The sequence below is a fragment of the Rhodococcus sp. NPDC056743 genome, from assembly GCF_042790355.1.
GTDB lineage: Bacteria > Actinomycetota > Actinomycetes > Mycobacteriales > Mycobacteriaceae > Rhodococcus_F.
Genome location: NZ_JBHTZI010000006.1, coordinates 320,951 through 337,754, shown reverse-complemented (window position 1 = coordinate 337,754; position 16,804 = coordinate 320,951). Strand labels below are relative to the sequence as shown.

Here is a 16,804-nt window from a genome sequence, read left to right as displayed (position 1 = left end):
GGTGAGCTGCCAGACTTCGAAGGTATCGAACATGAGTTCGATACACGATGCGCCTTCCCTCCCGGCATCGCCACTGTTCGACAAGTGAGGCAAGTATGGGTTGGGGTAACGGACCGCCGACGTGGTCCGAGATGGAACGAGTTCTGTCGGGGCGCGCCGGCCGCGTCGAGCACGAAGATTTGTTTCCCGGCGACGGAAACGACAGTCCGGCCTGGTCACGCAAGCGCGGGGAGTACTCTGCCGGTGAACTCGCTCGCGGGAACAGCACCGTGCCGTACGCCGAACTCCATGCCCATTCTGCGTTCAGTTTTCTCGACGGCGCTTCACCGCCGGAAGAGTTGGTGGAAGAAGCCGTTCGATTGGGCCTCGAGGCTATTGCTGTCACCGATCACGACGGTTTCTACGGAGTGGTGCGGTTTGCCGAGGCTGCTCGTGAATGGGGAATGCGGACGGTGTTCGGGGCGGAATTGTCCTTGGACTCCACGCCGCGAGTGGGAGCGGCAGATCCTGGTGGGACGCACCTGTTGGTCCTCGCGCGGGGGCAGGAAGGCTACCGTCGGCTCTCCCGTGAGATCGCTGCGGCCCACCTGGCCGGTGGTGAGAAAGGGAAGTTGCAGTACAACTTCGACACCTTGACCGAAGCTGCGGGTGGGCACTGGCAGATACTGACCGGATGCCGGAAAGGCCATGTGCGGCAAGCCCTCACTTCCAGTGGGAGAAGCGGCGCCGCAGCGGCCTTGCGGGATCTGGTCGAGCGTTTCGGTGCCGATCGGGTGGCGGTGGAGCTCACCCATCACGGGTTGCCGGAGGACGACAAGCGCAATGCTGTTCTGGCTCAGCTTGCCGCCGAACAGGGATTGCGAACAGTCGCGACAACGGCGGCGCACTTCGCGGCGCCCCCGCGGCGGCGGTTGGCCATGGCGATGGCCGCGGTCCGCTCCCGGCAAAGTCTGGACGACGCCGCCGGATGGTTGGCGCCGACGGGTGGAGCGCACTTGCGTTCGGGTGAGGAAATGGCGTCGCTGTTCTCGCTCTACCCGGAGGCAGTCAGCGGAGCTGCCGAACTGGCCCGCGAGTGCGCTTTCGATCTGAGGCTCATCGCTCCCCAACTGCCACCGTTCGACGTACCGCCGGGGCACACCGAGGCGTCGTGGTTGCGTGAGCTCACGATGGCGGGGGCGTTGGATCGTTACGGCCCGCCTGAGGGGGCGGAGAAGGCGTATCGACAGCTGGAACATGAGCTGGACGTCATCACGTCCTTGGACTTTCCCGGGTATTTCCTCGTAGTCCACGACATTGTCTCTTTTTGTAAGAATAACGACATCCTGTGCCAGGGAAGAGGTTCCGCGGCAAACTCGGCGGTGTGTTACGCCATCGGCATCACCAATGTCGATCCGATTCGTAACGAGCTCTTGTTCGAGAGATTCCTCGCACCTGAGCGCGACGGTCCGCCGGATATCGACGTGGACATCGAATCGGACCGCCGCGAAGAGGCTATCCAGCACGTGTACACCAAGTACGGCCGTGAGTATGCCGCGCAGGTAGCCAATGTCATCACCTATCGAGGAAAATCGTCCGTGCGGGATATGGCTCGGGCACTGGGCTTTTCGCAGGGGCAGCAAGACGCGTGGAGCAAGCAGGTCGGACGGTGGGGCGGCATCGACAAGAATGCCGAGACGGATATACCGCGCCCGGTGCTGGAACTGGCCGCACAGATCGAAGGGTTTCCCCGGCATCTCGGTATCCACTCGGGCGGCATGGTCATCTGCGACCGTCCTATTGCCGACGTCTGCCCGGTGGAGTGGGCGCGCATGGCCAATCGTAGTGTCCTGCAGTGGGACAAAGACGATTGCGCTGCCGCGGGGCTGGTCAAATTCGACCTCCTGGGCCTGGGAATGCTGTCGGCTCTGCACTACATGATGGATCTGGTGGCTGAGCACAAAGGCATCACCGTTGATCTCGCGCAGTTGGATCTGAAGGAAACCGCGGTGTACGAGATGCTTCAGCGGGCAGATTCCGTGGGGGTGTTCCAGGTGGAATCACGTGCGCAGATGGCGACGCTGCCGCGTCTGAAGCCTCGGACCTTCTACGATCTGGTCGTCGAGGTTGCCCTCATCCGGCCCGGCCCGATCCAAGGTGGGTCGGTGCACCCCTACATTCGTCGGCGCAACGAACTCGAACCGGTCACCTACGATCACCCGTCACTGGAAAATTCTTTGAAGCGCACACTCGGGGTTCCGTTGTTTCAGGAACAGTTGATGCAGATGGCCGTCGACGTCGCGGGATTCACGCCGTCCGAGGCTGACCAACTGCGTCGGGCCATGGGGTCGAAACGGTCAACGGAGAGGATGGAGCAACTGCGAGCGCGGCTGTATCAGGGAATGCGCGACCTTCACGGAATCGGTGACGCAGTTGCCGACCGCATCTACGAGAAGTTGTACGCTTTTGCCAATTTCGGTTTCCCGGAGAGCCATTCGCAGAGTTTTGCCGCGCTCGTCTTCTACTCGTCGTGGTTCAAACTGCATCATCCGGCTGCGTTCTGCGCCGGACTGCTCCGGGCACAACCGATGGGGTTCTATTCACCGCAGTCGCTGGTCGCCGACGCCCGCAGGCACGGGGTGCGAGTGCATGGAGCCGACGTCAACGTCAGTCTGGCTCATGCCACAGTCGAAGCGGCGGGGCTCGAAGTGCGGTTGGGGCTGGGCGACGTGCGCAGTATCGGCGACGCCCTGGCCGAGAAGATCGTCGAACAACGTGCTCTCGGAGGCCGGTTCACGTCGTTTCTCGATCTGACCGGAAGAGTGGAACTTACGACGGCCCAAGCGGAATCGCTGGCGACGGCCGGTGCGCTCGGTAGTTTCGGGATTTCTCGACGAGAAGCGCTCTGGGCTGCCGGCGCTGCAGCAGGGGAGCGTCCCGGTCGGTTGCCGGGGATAGGGGCATCGGTCACGGCCCCCACCTTGCCCGGTATGAGCGACGTCGAACTGGCGGCTGCCGACGTGTGGGCTACCGGAGTATCTCCCGACACCTATCCGACGCAGTTCCTTCGCCCACAACTCGACGCACTGGGTGTGGTCCCGGCGTCCGGGCTGCTCGACATTGCGGACGGTGATCGAGTGTTGGTCGGGGGAGCGGTCACTCACCGTCAACGACCGGCAACCGCAGGTGGTGTCACGTTCATCAACCTCGAGGACGAAACCGGGATGGTCAATGTGGTGTGTTCGGTGGGGTTGTGGGCCAAGTATCGAAAGCTGGCCAACACGGCGCCGGCTCTCCTCGTCCGGGGAAGGGTGCAAAACGCGGAGGGAGCTGTGACCGTCGTGGCAGACCGCATGCAGCGGATGGACCTCCGGGTCACTGCGAAGTCTCGGGACTTCCGCTGACGGCCGCACGATTAGCGTATCCAGCGCATGTTTGGCAATTCGGTTGAGAAGATTCACCCCCGATATCACCCTTTTGGTGAATGGCGCCTCAGTAGTGCCATTCACCCCTGGTTTCATCCTTTCTTTCTCATTGTTTGTCGCATTGTTCGAGTATCTTCTCCGTGTTTGCGGACCCCTCGGGGCAACCCTGAGCGTCTGTGGGAGGCAATGTTCGATCTGACGCGGTTGTGGTGAGGTTTCGGGACCACGGTGAGGGACCTTCGGCGATGGTTGAGGACTAACCGGGTAGGCGTAGCAGGGCGGTAGCGCGGTGAGGAATCCAAGTGCTAAATAGTCCTGAACTGGATTTATTGACCAATATGCAGGTTGCCTTGGCGGTGAAAAGTTGCCAGTAGGCGATGCCTGAGTGGGCGCAGGAGGGAGCCCCTTCGGGAAAATGGGACGAAAGTCACATTGACGACATTCCGTCCAAAACCGGGCACGGGACGAGGCGCTTCCACTGACAGTTGTCTGCGAGTTACCCGTGAATCTGCTGGCAGTGGGTATTTCTTGATAGTGCGACGGTTTGCGGGGTAAAGAAATACTGCACTTTCGGATTTTAAACCTCTAAAACCGAGCAATTTTCGCGCTGGTTTTTTCAATTGGAACGACGTAGCGTCCATCGGTGCAATCAATCAGCTAGTTGAGTAGTGAAGTACAGGTAGTGAAGTACGGGGCGGGGTTCCGGGCTGGGGAAGCCGGAACGCAGTGCTGAGGGCGGGATAGATCCCGCGGAGGGAAATCATGTCGGAACACAAGGGCCTGTGGGCTGAGGCCTGGTCCGGGTTGGGGACTACGCACGGCGCTCGGCCGACAACACCTCGCCGCTTGAATCATGTCTTCGAAGCAAGTGCAGACTCGGTTCCGGAGGCAATTGCGCTCGAGTGCGATGGGTTTGCGATCACCTACCGTCAGCTCGAAGATCGATCGAATCAGCTGGCTCACTTGTTGATCGGTGAGGGTGTCGGGGCCGGCTCACGTGTTGCGATCTTCCTGAACCGTTCGGTGGATACCTATGTGAGCCTGTTGGGTGTGCTCAAGGCCGGCGGTACCTTCGTGCCGATCGACCCGGGAGCGCCGTCCGATCGTGTCGCGTACGTTGTCGAGGACGCGGGAGTTCAGCTCGTACTGACCTCGACAGAGTTGGCGCCGAACACCGAGGAGTGCAACGTAGCGCGGCTCACCCTCGACACGCAGGTGGCGGTGTTGAACTTCCAGCCACACTATCGGCCGATCCTGGACCAATCGGACCCTGATCCGGCCTGCTACATCCTGTACACATCGGGTTCGAGTGGTCGACCCAAAGGTGTCGAGGTTGCTCAGTCGAGTATCTGCAACTTCCTCGACGTGGTTCCCGACGTCTACGATGTTCAGCCGAATGATCGTGTCTACCAGGGTATGACGATTTCCTTCGACTTCTCGATCGAGGAGATCTGGCCTACCTGGGCGCGCGGAGCGACAATCGTCGCCGGACCGACCGACAGTCGACGGTTGGGCGGCGAGTTGGCGGATTTCCTCGAAGAGCGTGCCATTACGACGCTCTACTGCGTACCGACGCTGCTTGCCACGATCCCACGCGACCTGCCCGAGATTCGTAACCTCCTGGTCGGTGGTGAAGCATGCCCACGTGAGCTGGTGGAACGGTGGGCGCGTCCGGGGCGCAAGATCCTCAACACGTACGGTCCGACCGAAGCGACGGTCACCGCGACGTGGGGCGAACTCCTGCCAGGTCGGACGGTGACGATCGGTCGCCCGTTGCCGACGTATTCCGTCGTTATTCTCGACGAGGCCCGCGGGCTGGTTCCCCACGGTGAGGTTGGCGAAATCTGCATCGGCGGGCGCGGTGTTGCCCGTGGCTATGTCGGACGCCCCGACCTGACGGCAGACAAATTCATCGATCACTTTTCCGTGCCGGCCGGTCAGAAGCTCTACCGGACCGGCGATCTCGGACGCTGGACGCCCGACGGTGAGATCGAGTACCTGGGCCGTGCCGACGCCGAGGTCAAGATTCGTGGTCACCGCGTTGATCTCGGTGAGATCGAAAGTGTTCTCCTGGAACATCCGTCGGTGTCGGAGGCCGTCGTGGCGCTGGTCGCCGCGTCGGAGGGCGAGACACCATCGGAACTGTGTGCGTACATGGTCCTCGTCGACCCGCTGGAAGACGAGTACCTCGTCGGGGAACTCGCGAAGGCAGTGTCGCAACGTCTTCCGGCGTACATGGCACCGGCATTTGTCGACTTCATCCCCGCATTGCCCGTGATGCCCAGTGGCAAAGTGGATCGATCGAAGCTCCCCGATCCGACCCGGCGACGATTTTCGGCTCCGACAGGCCCGGTCATCGAACCGCGAAACGAGCAGGAAGCGGCAGTTCGCGATATCTGGGCGCGGGCGTTCGGCGTACCGCCAGAAGAGATGTCGGTCGAAGCGAACTTCTTCGAGGATCTCGGTGGCCATTCGTTGCTGGCGGCAACGGTTATCTCCGCTCTGCGTGAAAGCGGTATCGGTGCAACTCCGTCGATCCGCGATCTGTACAGCCATCCCACTGTTCGCTCGATCACGCACGCGCTGGGAGCGGTGGGAGCCCAGCATCCGATTGCCCCGAATGTTGCTGTCAAGCATGCGGATACGGACGTGGCCCGCGCCGGGGGCATTCAGCTGGCAGTGATCTACCTGTTCCTGCTGATCACGACGCTTCCCGTCTCGTACGTCTACACGAAGAACGACGGTTTTGTGTCGGTGCCGGTCCTGTTCGAAATGTTGGCCGCGATCATGCTCACGTATCTCTGCGTGCGCTGGTTCCTGCCGGTGATCAGTGCGCGTCCACTTGCCGCCGGTATCAAGCCTGGGCGATACAAACTTTGGGGCCCGACGTATCTGCGACTGTGGACACTCGACCTGCTCCTCGCGGTCGGTGCTTTGCCAGTGGTCAGTGGATCGCCGTTGATGTCGATCTACCTCCGCATTCTCGGTGCGAGCGTCGGGCATCGCACTACCATCGCGACGTCCTCGATATCGTTGCCGACACTCGTCGAGATCGGTGACGGTGCATCGATCGGTTACGGCGCGACCATCAGGCCGTGGCGCGTCGAATCCGGTTCGGTGACGGTCGGAAAGATCGTCATCGAGCCAGGCGCTTTTGTCGGTGCAAACGTGGTGCTCGAACCTGGATCGACCGTCGGGGCGCGAGCTGCGCTCGGCGATCAGTCGCTGCTTCCGACCGGGCACATCGTGCCGCAGGAGGCGCGGTGGGCGGGATCGCCGGCAGTGCCTGCCGAGTTCCTGGACCCGGCGGTCGAAACCATGATGCGGGCCGAAAGTGTCCGTACGCGTTGGAAAGTGCGTCACATCCTGGCAGCACTCGCCGGTCTGACGGCGCTCGAAGTGGGCGCCATCGCGCTGATGGTTCCCGGTATCGCTCTGGTCTGGGGCGCCCTCCTGGCGTGGGGCGTGTTGGCGGGACTGGTGGCGACGTTGCTCACCGGACCGATTTTCGTGATCACGGTGTGCGTCTTTGTGGCGGTGAACAAACGCCTCGTTCTTCGCAACGCACCTGCTGGAATGCATCCTGTCCGGTCGGGTCTTGGTATCCGCAAGTGGATGGTCGACAAGTTGCTCGAGTTCAGTTTGTTGTTCACGAACTCGCTGTACGCAACGCTCTACACCGCGCCGTGGTTGCGGTTGCTCGGGGCGGACATCGGCCGCGGCGCCGAGGTATCCACCGTCTCGCATATCGACCCGGACATGCTCACCGTCGGCAAGGACAGCTTCATCGCCGACATGGCCAGCGTGGGAAGTGCGAGCTTCGCAAACGGCCGGATCATGTTCCAGCCCACCCGCATCGGTGATCGTACCTTCATCGGCAATGCCGCGGTGATTCCGTCCGGTATGGAGATCGGTGACAATGCGCTGATCGGTGTCGCGACGGTGCCGCCGGTGAACGGTGTTCCGGAAGGTACGTCCTGGCTCGGTTCACCGGCCATCTTCCTGCCGAATCGCCAGGACAGCGGAGATTACGACGACGCGCTTATCTACACACCGCCTCAGGATGTCGTGCGTGACCGCTACGTCATCGAGTTCTTCCGGGCGACCTTGCCGCCCACTGTTCTCGGTGTGAGCTTCTATCTCTATCTGTTGGTCTTGTCCTCTTTGGCATTCGGGCGCGCACTTCCCGTTCCGGCGCTGGTTGCGCCCCTGGTCGCAATGGCGTCGAGCCTTGCGGTGATCGGATTCTGTGCGGCCGTCAAGCGAAACACCGTGGGACGATACAAGCCTCGGGTGGAACCACTGTGGAGTAAGTTCGTCCGTCGATCCGAGTTCGCGACCGGGCTCTACGAAAGCGCAGCTGTCCCGATCGGCGTCGGAATGTTGGTGGGGACCCCGTTCCTGCCGATGGTGTTGCGGTGGTTCGGTGCGACAATCGGCAAGCGAGTGTGGTTCGGAACTACGTATCTCACCGAATTCGATCTCGTTCATGTCGGCGATGACGCCACAATCGGAACCGAGGCGTCGCTGCAGACACACCTGTTCGAGGACCGTGTCATGAAGATGTCCACGATCACCATCGCCGACGGGGCCAGCATCGGCACGCGTTCGATCATCCTCTACGACACGATTGTCGGCGAGGAAGCCTCACTCAGTCCACTGTCGTTGCTCATGAAGGGCGAAGAGCTTCCGGCGCACACGAGTTGGCGCGGAATTCCCGCCGAGGGGATTCGCGCCGACGACAGCTCCACTGTTGTGAACAGCTCGCCCGTTCTCCTCGGCTCGACCGTTCTCCTCGACAAGGCTGCCACCGATATCATCGTCGATGAAGGAGTTTCCGCATGAAATGGGTATCGTTGTCTCGCAACAAAACCCGTCGAAGTGCTACGTACAGCACGCGGCCGCACCCGCGGGCACTCGTGTACCGCGGCCCGGCTTCGTTGCCGGGATGTCCGGAAGCCGTTGCAGATCTGTTGTCGTCGAGTGCCTGGAACTTCGACGTGCGCTTCGTCGGCCCCGACGAGGAGTTGCAGATCGACGCGTCCACACTCCATTCGGCTGCGCTGTATGCACAACCCGGCGGCGGTGACCTGGACGGAGCCTTCACGCACCTGCGCCGCCACGTTCCTGCGATCCAGCAATTCGTACGATCCGGTGGACGGTACCTGGGATTCTGCCTCGGTGGTTACCTCGCGGGCCGTAGCCCGGGTTTCGAACTGTTTCCCGGCGACGCGGACCAGTATGTCGCGTTGCAGAACGCCGAAGTGCATGACACAAAAGGTGCTGTGCTCGAAGTGGAGTGGAGCGGTCAGATCGAGGAAATGTACTTTCAGGACGGACCGTACTTCTCGCTCGACCGGCACTACCGGGATTACTACGATTCCGAGGCAGCGATTCTCGCGCGATATCAGAACGGAAGTATCGCGGCGCTCAAGATCGATTACGGCAAAGGCCGGGTCGGGGTCGTCGGGCCACATCCCGAAGCGGACGAATCCTGGTATCGGGGAGACGGTTTGCGCGAACCAGAGCACCTCGCGACCGACCTGGGTTACCGCTTGATCAACGCGGTGATGACCCGATGACAGTCAGTCCACTCGCGCCGACGGAACAGATCCCGGTAGTGGCAAAACAGCGACTTTTCGGGATCGACGCTGCCCGCGGTATCGCGCTGCTGGGAATGATGGCCGTCCACTCGCTGGTCGCAGTGAGCGACGACGGATCGCCGACGCTCTCGTACGGTATTGCGGCGGGGCGATCGTCGGCGTTGTTCGCAGTTCTGGCTGGAGTCGGAATTGCCTTCACGACCGGGCGGGCGCGTGTCGGGCGCGGTGATCGAGGCGCCGCCGCAGCGTCACTGGCAGCTCGAGCCGTGGCGGTCGGTGCCATCGGATTGATCATGGGATACGCCGAACCTGAACTTGCGGTGGTGATCCTGCCGTACTACGCGATACTTTTCGTCATCGCGATTCCGATCGTCTTCTTGCCCACTCGCGTGGTCGCTGCGCTCGGATTGTTCATCGCGGTCGCTGTTCCGGCCGCCATCGAATTTCTCGGGTCGTCGTTGCCTGCGCCGAGCTTGGACAATGTGACATTGGTCGGCATCATGGAGAATCCACTCGGGTGGACCGTCGAGCTGCTCTTGAACGGGGAGTTTCCGGCGCTTCCGTGGGCTGCGTACATCTGCGCCGGCATTGTCATCGGCCGGTTGAGGCTGACATCTGCGAACGTGGCAGGCTCCCTGTTGGTGCTCGGGTCCGCGCTCGCGGTCGGTGCACGAATTCTGTCCGAGGTCTTGATTTTTCATCTCGGTGGACTGGAACATCTCATTGCAGGCAGCGCCATGCCGCGTGAGGAGATTCTCGACATCATCGACTACGGCGCAGACGGTTCGGTGTTCGGTTCGACGTGGTGGTGGCTTGCCGTCGACGGCCCGCACAGCAGTACACCGCTGGACATATTGGGAACCATCGGGTCGTCGATGGCCGTGATCGGGGCGATGCTGTTTCTCGGACATCTGGCGGGGACACGGCTCGACAGGTTGGTCAAGGTTGTGATGGTGCCGTTGGCTGCGGCCGGTTCGATGACCTTGACGCTGTACGTGCTTCACATCTGGTTCATCAATTCGAACTACGATACGTACGGCGCGTGGACGGGGTACTTCTTGCAGGTACTGGCCGCCCTGGCGATCGGGATCTTCGTGAAGCTGACTACCGGGCGTGGCCCATTGGAAGCCTTCGTGACGATGGTGGCAAATCGAAGCAAGCGGGCAGTTACGGAGAGGGCGTCTGTAACTGCTCCTGCGCACCAAGCGTGACCGTATCGATCAGATCGTGGCCCAGGTCGAACCGGATTCCGTCCGGATTGGTGAGACCGTGTGTGTACCAGGATCGCTCGGCTTCCGGGTGTGGCCCGACAACGCCGACGCGGCCGAGGCCGAAGTCGGCAACTACCGCTGCGACCTTTCCGTTGCGGTAGCGGGCCAAGACTTCCACCGGGGCATCGTCGCGCAACACGAAGATCGGGCCGTCCTGGAAGAACATCGTGCGCTCCTCCTCACGCCACGAGACCCTGACGATTGTGTTGTCCGTTGTGTCGATCTCGGATTTCCGGGACGAGATATATCGAGCCGTGTCGCCGGGGATGAGTCCGAAACCTGGTGTGGCTCCGGCCAAGTAACCGCCGAGGCAGAAACCGAGGTAGTGTCCGCCCGCTCGGACCCACTCGCGGATCGACTCCGCGTGTTGTTCCATGTGGATCCACGCCGACGAGAGTTCCCCGCCGCCAGGTTGTGCGTAGAGTGATGCGCCCGCCAACGTCGCCGCCGTCAACGGAACATCTTCGTCCGGACCGCAAAATGTGACGTCGTACGGATCGGATGAGGATTCGAGTAACCGAGCTACCGCCTCCGGGCAACCGGGTGAGGATGCCGGGCCTCGGTAGACCAACGCACGACGGGGACTACTTCGGGTGGAATCGGCTGACGCGACAACAGTTCCGCCGATGGCGACCAGCGCGCCGGCCGCGACGAGGAAGGTGCGGCGATTCACGGGTTTACCTTATCGAACTCGCGATTCGATCAGGTCGTCGCGTCCGGTGCCGGTACCACCCGCGTACCGTTACGACGAAGCTTGGTTACCGAGGACACCGGCAACCGCCGATACGAGAGTAGGACTGCGCACAATGTTGGAAGTCGATATCACTGCACTGGAAGCGGCGCTGGCGGCAGGTGAGCCGTTGATCGACGTGCGGGAGGCAGACGAGTTCGCTCAGGTGCGCGTCCCCGGTGCCGTGCTGATCCCGATGAGCGAGTTCGTATCGCGCATGGGGGAGATCCCCGATGCCGAGACGGTGTACGTGATCTGCGCAGTCGGTGGCCGCAGTCTGCAGGTTGCCGAGTACCTCCAGGGCCGCGGGATCAACGCAGTTTCGGTACGAGGCGGAACGATGGAGTGGCACCAGTCCGGGCGTCAGGTCGAAACCGGCGGCCTCTAGGCGGGCGCGGGCAACGCTCCGCTACGAAGGGAGTTCACGGTGCGCGCTGCCACTGTGGCCCAGATGGGGATGAGTGCAAACAGCAGCGCAGCGGCCATGGCGAGGATCAGTTGTGAACCCGTCGCGATACCGAAAGCGTTGGCGCCGACGGCGCAGGCCCCGATCGGGAAGGTGAAGCTCCACCAGCCGAGGGAGAACGACAGCCCGCGTCGCAGTGCCCGGACCGTGACCGTCGTGACGGCGAGGAATGCAACCACGCCGAGTGCGCCGACCACAGTGCCGTAGACAAGCCCGAAGGTGTGCAGGGCGTCGGCAGTGCCTGCGCCTACGGCGTGGCGCGCTGCGTCGGCCAAGAGGTTGGCGGCGCCGATCGACTGCCCGATCACCCCCAGCGGAATCCACAGTGACGGAATGGCATTGAAGGGGATCGCGTCGACGCCGCGAGCACGGTTGGCGGCGAACTGCCGAGCGACGGCAACAACGACGACCAGTGCCGCCGAGAGTGCCAGCGTGAACATCACGTAACAGAACACGAGAACCGACGTGCGGAGTGCACCTTCGGTCAGGTGCGACGTCACCGCAGCTCCGGTTGTGGCGGAAACCATCGGCGGTACGACGGGCATGAGCCAGAACGGCATGGCCGTCGCCATCCCGGCGTCGCGGACCAGACGCACCATCATGACGACGTACGTGCACAGCCCCAGGGTTGTGCCCAGCACCCAGAGCGCTATCGAGATCGCCGTCGCCGCGCTGTGCCCCAGGTAGGTAGCGCCGGTGACACCGGTCGCGGATCCGACGGTCAGCAAGGCCATTGCCACCGCGCCGTAGAACGGGAACATCGCGGGGCTACGGAGGTAGGCAAGAGCCAGATCACGGTGGGTGATCCAATGCGCGGCAAAGGCGCCGATCAACGTGATCAGAATGATCGCGGCCAGGAACCAGAAGAGTTCTGCCACGACCTGCAGCGCCGCAACCTCATGCTGGAGGGACGCCGCTGCCACCGACACGATTCCCGTTCCCATCGCGGCCGCGAACCAGTTCGGCGTGATGTGGGCGAATGCGGACGGCGTAGCGGTGCTCATGTAATCCAGTGTGTCGGTGTTGGGTTTACCGACGGTAGAGGGCCTGTTGTTGAATGCCCACAAATGGCGCTTGTGGGTCTAATCTGAACTCATGTCGCTGTCCCCTCGAGTGCCGGAACTCGGTGCCCTCGACGTCCTGCTGTCCGTGGGCCGCCTCGGAAGCATGGGCGCTGCCGGCCGGGAGCACGGACTGAGCCAACAGGCTGTCAGCGCCCGAGTCCGATCGGTCGAACGTCAACTCGGGATCAAAGTCTTCGATCGCGCCGCAACCGGTGTCCGCCCGACGGCGGAAGGCGGGCTGATTCTCGAATGGGCCAGTCACATACTCGTCACAGCGGAAGAGATGGCGTCCGGAGTTGCGGCGCTGCGCGGAGAACGTGATGCGGCAGTGACGGTTGCAGCAAGTATGACCATCGCCGAGTACCTCGTGCCGGGGTGGACGGTGGCTATGCGCCACAAGTTCCCCAGCGTCGTAGCTTCGGTCAGTCTCCACAATTCTTCTGACGTCTCCGCGCAGGTTCAGGCCGGCCGCGCCGACATCGGTTTTGTCGAAGGCCCGGACGTACCGACCTCACTCGCGTCGTGTGAAGTGGCGCGTGACCATCTGGTTGTAGTTGTGCCGCCAAACCACGAATGGGCGCTCGGTGCTCCCGTCCCGGTTGAGGAGTTGGCCCGCACGCCGCTCATTCAACGAGAATCGGGATCTGGCACTCGACTGACCCTCGAGAATGCGGTACCTAATTGTGCGCCACCACTTCTCGAATTGACGTCGTGCACCGCCGTCAAGGCCGCAGTAGTGGCGGGCAACGCACCGGCGGTGCTGTCGTCCTTGGCCGTTGCCGCTGATCTCACCGACGGCAGATTGGTGGCTGTGACTGTCGAGGGCCTACGGATGCCCCGCAGATTGCAGGCAGTCTGGGATCCGGTACGCGGATTGCGCGGCGCGGCCCGAGATTTCCTCGACATCGCACTCGGCTCCAACGCTGCCGTTCACTCGCGCTGACAGCTCAGACCGCACCTTGGAAGCCGTGCTGGCGCCACGCTTCGTAGGTGACCAAGGCTGCCGCGTTGGAGAGATTGAGTGAGCGTCGGCCGGGGAGCATCGGAATCCGCAGACGCTCCGTGATGTGCTCGTCGGCCAGAACTTCCTCGGACAGCCCCGTGGGTTCGGGGCCGAACAGCAGAACATCGCCAGGCTCGTACGCGATGTCGGTATACGGCACCGTTGCATGCGCGGTAAAAGCAAACACCCGTGCCGGAGTGACGGCCTCCCACGCTGCGGCCAGGTTCTCGTGAACAGTCACGGTCGCCAAGTCGTGGTAGTCCAGCCCTGCCCGCTTGAGCTTGGGTTCGGACAGGTCGAACCCGAGCGGGCTCACCAGGTGTAATTCACATCCGGTGCCTGCGACTATGCGGATCGCGTTACCGGTATTGGGTGGAATGCGGGGCTCGTGGAACATCACTCGGAACACCACCAAAACCCTACCGGGTGCAGCTGTGTCAGCTGCGAGGGCAGGTTTGCCGATTCGCTTAACAAACCGGGCAGTTTGTGCAATTCTATGGGTCGCAATCTTCATAGAACGGACAAAATGAACACTCCAGCCGGTTGGAATCCCGACCCCATCGACCCCACCATCGACCGCTACTGGGATGGCCAGCAGTGGACAGCTCAAACCCGGCCCGGGGGCTCGGCCGAACCGACACAGGTATTCGGAGCACCCGGCTCACCGCAGCCGGATCCCACAGCCCCTGACGACGGGAAACGCCGCAAGTGGCCCTGGTTCGCCGGCGCCGCTGTTGCCGCGGTTGCCGTAATCGGAATTGCTGTCGGAACGGGTGCGTCCGAAGAATCCACAACCCCTGCGGTGACGTCCTCCGCCACCGCTTCCTCGACCACTGCGGCAGCAACCACCACAAAAACCACAACGGTGACAACAAAAGTCACGACAACGACTCTCGCGCCGGTCACCACGACCACGGTGGTGGTTCCAACCACGACGACAACACTCGCCGTGGTCCCGTTGGTGCCGCAGGTTCAGGCCACGACGGAGGCGCCGTACGTTCCTCCTGTGACCACCGAGCCTGCCTACATTCCGCCGCCGGTCAAGGTCCCTGACGCAGGGGTGTCCTACGCCAACTGTGCCGAGGCAAGGGCAGCGGGCGCCGCGCCGATACTCAAGGGCGAGCCTGGCTATTCGACGAAGCTCGACCGTGACAAGGACGGTATCGCCTGCGACAAATAGCCGAGTGAGATGCTGTCGGTAGTGCGGGGCAGTATGTAGGCCATGGCTCTCGAAGAAACCGGCGACGTTGTCGGCGAAGACTATTCCGACGCGCGATTGTCCGGCAAGGTGTGGCGCCAGCGCACGTTCACGAATTGCATGTTCCGTGACGCAGACCTCACGGGCATGACGACGGAATCGGTTGTCTTCGACAATTGTGATTTCACCGGTGCGGATCTGGGGGAGTCGGAACACATCGGTAGCGCGTTCCGTTCCTGCAATTTCGCTCGGACCAGCCTGTGGCACAGCACTTTCCGCAATTGCAGTTTGATGGGCTCTACATTCGACGGATGTCGCATCCGGCCGTTGACGCTCGACGAGGTGGACTTCTCACTCACCTCGTTGGGCGGTGCGGATCTGCGGAAGATCGACTTCACGTCGTGCCGCTTCCGCGAAGCTAATCTCGTGCGTACGGATATGCGTGATGCGATTCTGGTGTCGGCGGATCTGTCCGGTGCCCGTACCGGTGGGCTCAAACTCGACGGCGCGGACCTGCGCGGCGCGCGTGTCGATCCGGGTCTGTGGACGTCTGCAGTCGTGGCAAACGCGAAGATCGAACTGATGCAGGCGGTGGCGTACGCGTCGGCGCACGGTTTGGTCGTCGACCTGTAAGGAACAGGAGTTGCCGTTCCGGTGGTCAGCGGATGAATTCTCGGGCGAGCAGATCCATGAGTAGTCCGTCCTTCCACACGCCGTGGCGATCGCGTGAGTATTCGCGCATCACCCCGACGTCCTTGAACCCGACCGATCGATAGCAGGCGATTGCCACGGTGTTCTCCACTTCCGGATCGATGATCAATCGGTGAAACTTCAGATCGTCGATCAGGTGCACACACAGAACGCGTATCGACTCGCGGCCGAATCCGCGTCCGTGGGCAGCCGGATCGAGAAAAAGATCGAGCCCGGCATGGCGGAAGTCGGGGTTGTCCTCGTCGGCATACCACTGGATGAATCCGATCAGGGTGCCGTCGTGGAAAATGCTGTAGCGAGTGGTGCCGGATTCCGGAGCGGCAGGCCAGTCGTCGGCCGGATTCTGCCACCACTCACGCACGTCGGGATGCAGATGGATGGCCCGCAAACGGGCGTGATCATCGGCGGCGACGGGCGTGAGAACCACCCTCGGGCCGCGTAGTTCCGGAGCCGTTGTCACGCATCGACCCTAACCTGGAACAATGGTCGCCGTGACTGCAACGATCCTGGACGGCAAAGCTACCCGCGACGAAATCTTCGAAGACCTGAAGGTGCGGGTGAACGCGCTGAAGGCAGCGGGTATCACGCCCGGACTTGGCACCATTCTCGTCGGTGACGACCCGGGATCCGCGGCTTACGTGCGGGGCAAGCACAACGACTGCGCCAAGGTCGGCATCAACTCCCTGCGCCGCGACCTGCCGGCCGACATCACGCAAGAGCAGCTCAACGCCACCATCGACGAACTCAACGCCAACCCCGAGTGCACCGGATACATCGTGCAGTTGCCGCTGCCCAAGCACCTCGACGAGAACGCAGCGCTCGAGCGCATCGATCCCGACAAGGACGCCGACGGCCTGCATCCGGTGAACCTCGGCCGTCTGGTACTCGGCAAGGAAGCCCCGCTGCCGTGCACGCCGCGCGGAATCCTGCACCTGCTCCGCCGCTACGAGGTGCCGATCGCCGGCGCTCACGTCGTTGTTGTCGGCCGCGGCGTCACCGTCGGTCGCCCCATCGGACTGCTGCTGACGCGTCGTAGCGAGAACGCCACCGTCACGCTGTGCCACACCGGTACCCGCGACCTGGCTGCCGAAGTTCGTCGCGCAGACATCATCGTTGCAGCCGCGGGCGTTCCCGGTCTCATCACCGCCGACATGGTCAAGCCGGGCGCGGCTGTGCTCGACGTGGGAGTCAGCCGCACCGACGACGGTTTGCGCGGCGATGTAGCTGCCGACGTCAACGACGTTGCGGGGTTCGTCTCGCCCAACCCCGGTGGAGTGGGTCCGCTGACCCGTGCGTTCCTGATCACCAACGTGGTGGAGCGGGCCGAGCGAGTTCTGGCCGGAGTCTGACGCCG

At 62.5% G+C, this 16,804-nt stretch carries 13 protein-coding genes; 9 read left to right on the top strand and 4 right to left on the bottom strand.

Features of this window, described 5'->3' with window-relative positions:
- Positions 1-95: 95 nt before the first annotated feature.
- The 4 genes from ACFRFQ_RS16030 to ACFRFQ_RS16015 all read left to right on the top strand — a co-directional run bounded on the left by ACFRFQ_RS16030 (position 96) and on the right by ACFRFQ_RS16015 (position 10,218).
- Positions 96-3,383 (top strand): error-prone DNA polymerase, encoded by a 3,288-nt coding sequence (locus ACFRFQ_RS16030; RefSeq protein ID WP_378659348.1) that lies wholly within the window; start codon positions 96-98, stop codon positions 3,381-3,383.
- A 783-nt stretch (positions 3,384-4,166) separates the two neighbouring features.
- A complete protein-coding gene (locus tag ACFRFQ_RS16025; RefSeq protein ID WP_378659345.1) occupies positions 4,167-8,249 on the top strand; it encodes a Pls/PosA family non-ribosomal peptide synthetase in 4,083 nt (1,360 codons plus the stop codon).
- On the top strand, positions 8,246-8,986 hold the full coding sequence (locus ACFRFQ_RS16020; protein WP_378659342.1) for a BPL-N domain-containing protein: 741 nt from the start codon (positions 8,246-8,248) through the stop codon (positions 8,984-8,986). The genes ACFRFQ_RS16025 and ACFRFQ_RS16020 overlap by 4 nt, the downstream gene beginning before the upstream one ends.
- Positions 8,983-10,218 carry a heparan-alpha-glucosaminide N-acetyltransferase domain-containing protein gene (locus tag ACFRFQ_RS16015; RefSeq protein WP_378659339.1) on the top strand — a complete coding sequence of 412 codons (1,236 nt, stop codon included), beginning with the start codon at positions 8,983-8,985 and terminating at the stop codon, positions 10,216-10,218. Before ACFRFQ_RS16020 ends, ACFRFQ_RS16015 begins: the two co-directional genes overlap by 4 nt.
- On the opposite strand, the gene ACFRFQ_RS16010 is transcribed toward ACFRFQ_RS16015, so the two are convergent.
- Positions 10,175-10,951 (bottom strand): BPL-N domain-containing protein, encoded by a 777-nt coding sequence (locus ACFRFQ_RS16010; RefSeq protein ID WP_378659336.1) that lies wholly within the window; start codon positions 10,949-10,951, stop codon positions 10,175-10,177. The genes ACFRFQ_RS16015 and ACFRFQ_RS16010 overlap by 44 nt on opposite strands.
- Positions 10,952-11,084: 133 nt before the next feature.
- Here ACFRFQ_RS16010 and ACFRFQ_RS16005 point away from each other — a divergent pair, with 133 nt between their 5' ends.
- Positions 11,085-11,396 (top strand): rhodanese-like domain-containing protein, encoded by a 312-nt coding sequence (locus tag ACFRFQ_RS16005; protein ID WP_138869458.1) that lies wholly within the window; start codon positions 11,085-11,087, stop codon positions 11,394-11,396.
- Here ACFRFQ_RS16005 and ACFRFQ_RS16000 read toward each other — a convergent pair.
- Positions 11,393-12,478, bottom strand: coding sequence for a TDT family transporter (locus ACFRFQ_RS16000; RefSeq protein WP_378659333.1), 1,086 nt, complete (start codon positions 12,476-12,478; stop codon positions 11,393-11,395). The genes ACFRFQ_RS16005 and ACFRFQ_RS16000 overlap by 4 nt on opposite strands.
- 91 nt (positions 12,479-12,569) lie before the next feature.
- On the opposite strand from ACFRFQ_RS16000, the gene ACFRFQ_RS15995 reads away from it, so the two are divergent.
- Positions 12,570-13,481: a LysR family transcriptional regulator gene (locus tag ACFRFQ_RS15995; RefSeq protein ID WP_378659330.1), complete on the top strand. Its 912-nt coding sequence runs from the start codon at positions 12,570-12,572 to the stop codon at positions 13,479-13,481.
- A 4-nt stretch (positions 13,482-13,485) separates the two neighbouring features.
- Here the strand turns inward: ACFRFQ_RS15995 and ACFRFQ_RS15990 are convergent, their stop codons facing one another.
- The gene (locus ACFRFQ_RS15990; protein WP_378659327.1) at positions 13,486-13,950 is read right to left on the bottom strand and encodes a tRNA (cytidine(34)-2'-O)-methyltransferase; all 465 of its coding nucleotides are present in this window, start codon (positions 13,948-13,950) and stop codon (positions 13,486-13,488) included.
- Between the two features lie 117 nt (positions 13,951-14,067).
- On the opposite strand from ACFRFQ_RS15990, the gene ACFRFQ_RS15985 reads away from it, so the two are divergent.
- Both ACFRFQ_RS15985 and ACFRFQ_RS15980 read left to right on the top strand, forming a co-directional pair.
- Positions 14,068-14,721, top strand: a complete 654-nt coding sequence (locus ACFRFQ_RS15985; RefSeq protein WP_378659324.1) for an excalibur calcium-binding domain-containing protein — start codon at positions 14,068-14,070, stop codon at positions 14,719-14,721.
- A gap of 42 nt (positions 14,722-14,763) precedes the next feature.
- The gene (locus ACFRFQ_RS15980) at positions 14,764-15,372 is read left to right on the top strand and encodes a pentapeptide repeat-containing protein (protein ID WP_138869453.1); all 609 of its coding nucleotides are present in this window, start codon (positions 14,764-14,766) and stop codon (positions 15,370-15,372) included.
- Between the two features lie 25 nt (positions 15,373-15,397).
- Here ACFRFQ_RS15980 and ACFRFQ_RS15975 read toward each other — a convergent pair whose 3' ends face one another.
- Positions 15,398-15,877 carry a GNAT family N-acetyltransferase gene (locus ACFRFQ_RS15975; protein WP_378659677.1) on the bottom strand — a complete coding sequence of 160 codons (480 nt, stop codon included), beginning with the start codon at positions 15,875-15,877 and terminating at the stop codon, positions 15,398-15,400.
- Between the two features lie 64 nt (positions 15,878-15,941).
- On the opposite strand from ACFRFQ_RS15975, the gene ACFRFQ_RS15970 reads away from it, so the two are divergent.
- On the top strand, positions 15,942-16,799 hold the full coding sequence (locus ACFRFQ_RS15970) for a bifunctional methylenetetrahydrofolate dehydrogenase/methenyltetrahydrofolate cyclohydrolase (RefSeq protein ID WP_185993267.1): 858 nt from the start codon (positions 15,942-15,944) through the stop codon (positions 16,797-16,799).
- Positions 16,800-16,804 lie beyond the last annotated feature (5 nt).

Coding starts and splice junctions, on each gene's coding strand:
- ACFRFQ_RS16015 (WP_378659339.1), top strand. CDS start 8,983: ATGACAGTCAGTCCACTCGCGCCGACGGAACAGATCCCGGTAGTGGCA.
- ACFRFQ_RS16005 (WP_138869458.1), top strand. CDS start 11,085: ATGTTGGAAGTCGATATCACTGCACTGGAAGCGGCGCTGGCGGCAGGT.
- ACFRFQ_RS16020 (WP_378659342.1), top strand. CDS start 8,246: ATGAAATGGGTATCGTTGTCTCGCAACAAAACCCGTCGAAGTGCTACG.
- ACFRFQ_RS15985 (WP_378659324.1), top strand. CDS start 14,068: ATGAACACTCCAGCCGGTTGGAATCCCGACCCCATCGACCCCACCATC.
- ACFRFQ_RS16030 (WP_378659348.1), top strand. CDS start 96: ATGGGTTGGGGTAACGGACCGCCGACGTGGTCCGAGATGGAACGAGTT.
- ACFRFQ_RS16025 (WP_378659345.1), top strand. CDS start 4,167: ATGTCGGAACACAAGGGCCTGTGGGCTGAGGCCTGGTCCGGGTTGGGG.
- ACFRFQ_RS15995 (WP_378659330.1), top strand. CDS start 12,570: ATGTCGCTGTCCCCTCGAGTGCCGGAACTCGGTGCCCTCGACGTCCTG.
- ACFRFQ_RS16000 (WP_378659333.1), bottom strand. CDS start 12,478: ATGAGCACCGCTACGCCGTCCGCATTCGCCCACATCACGCCGAACTGG.
- ACFRFQ_RS15980 (WP_138869453.1), top strand. CDS start 14,764: ATGGCTCTCGAAGAAACCGGCGACGTTGTCGGCGAAGACTATTCCGAC.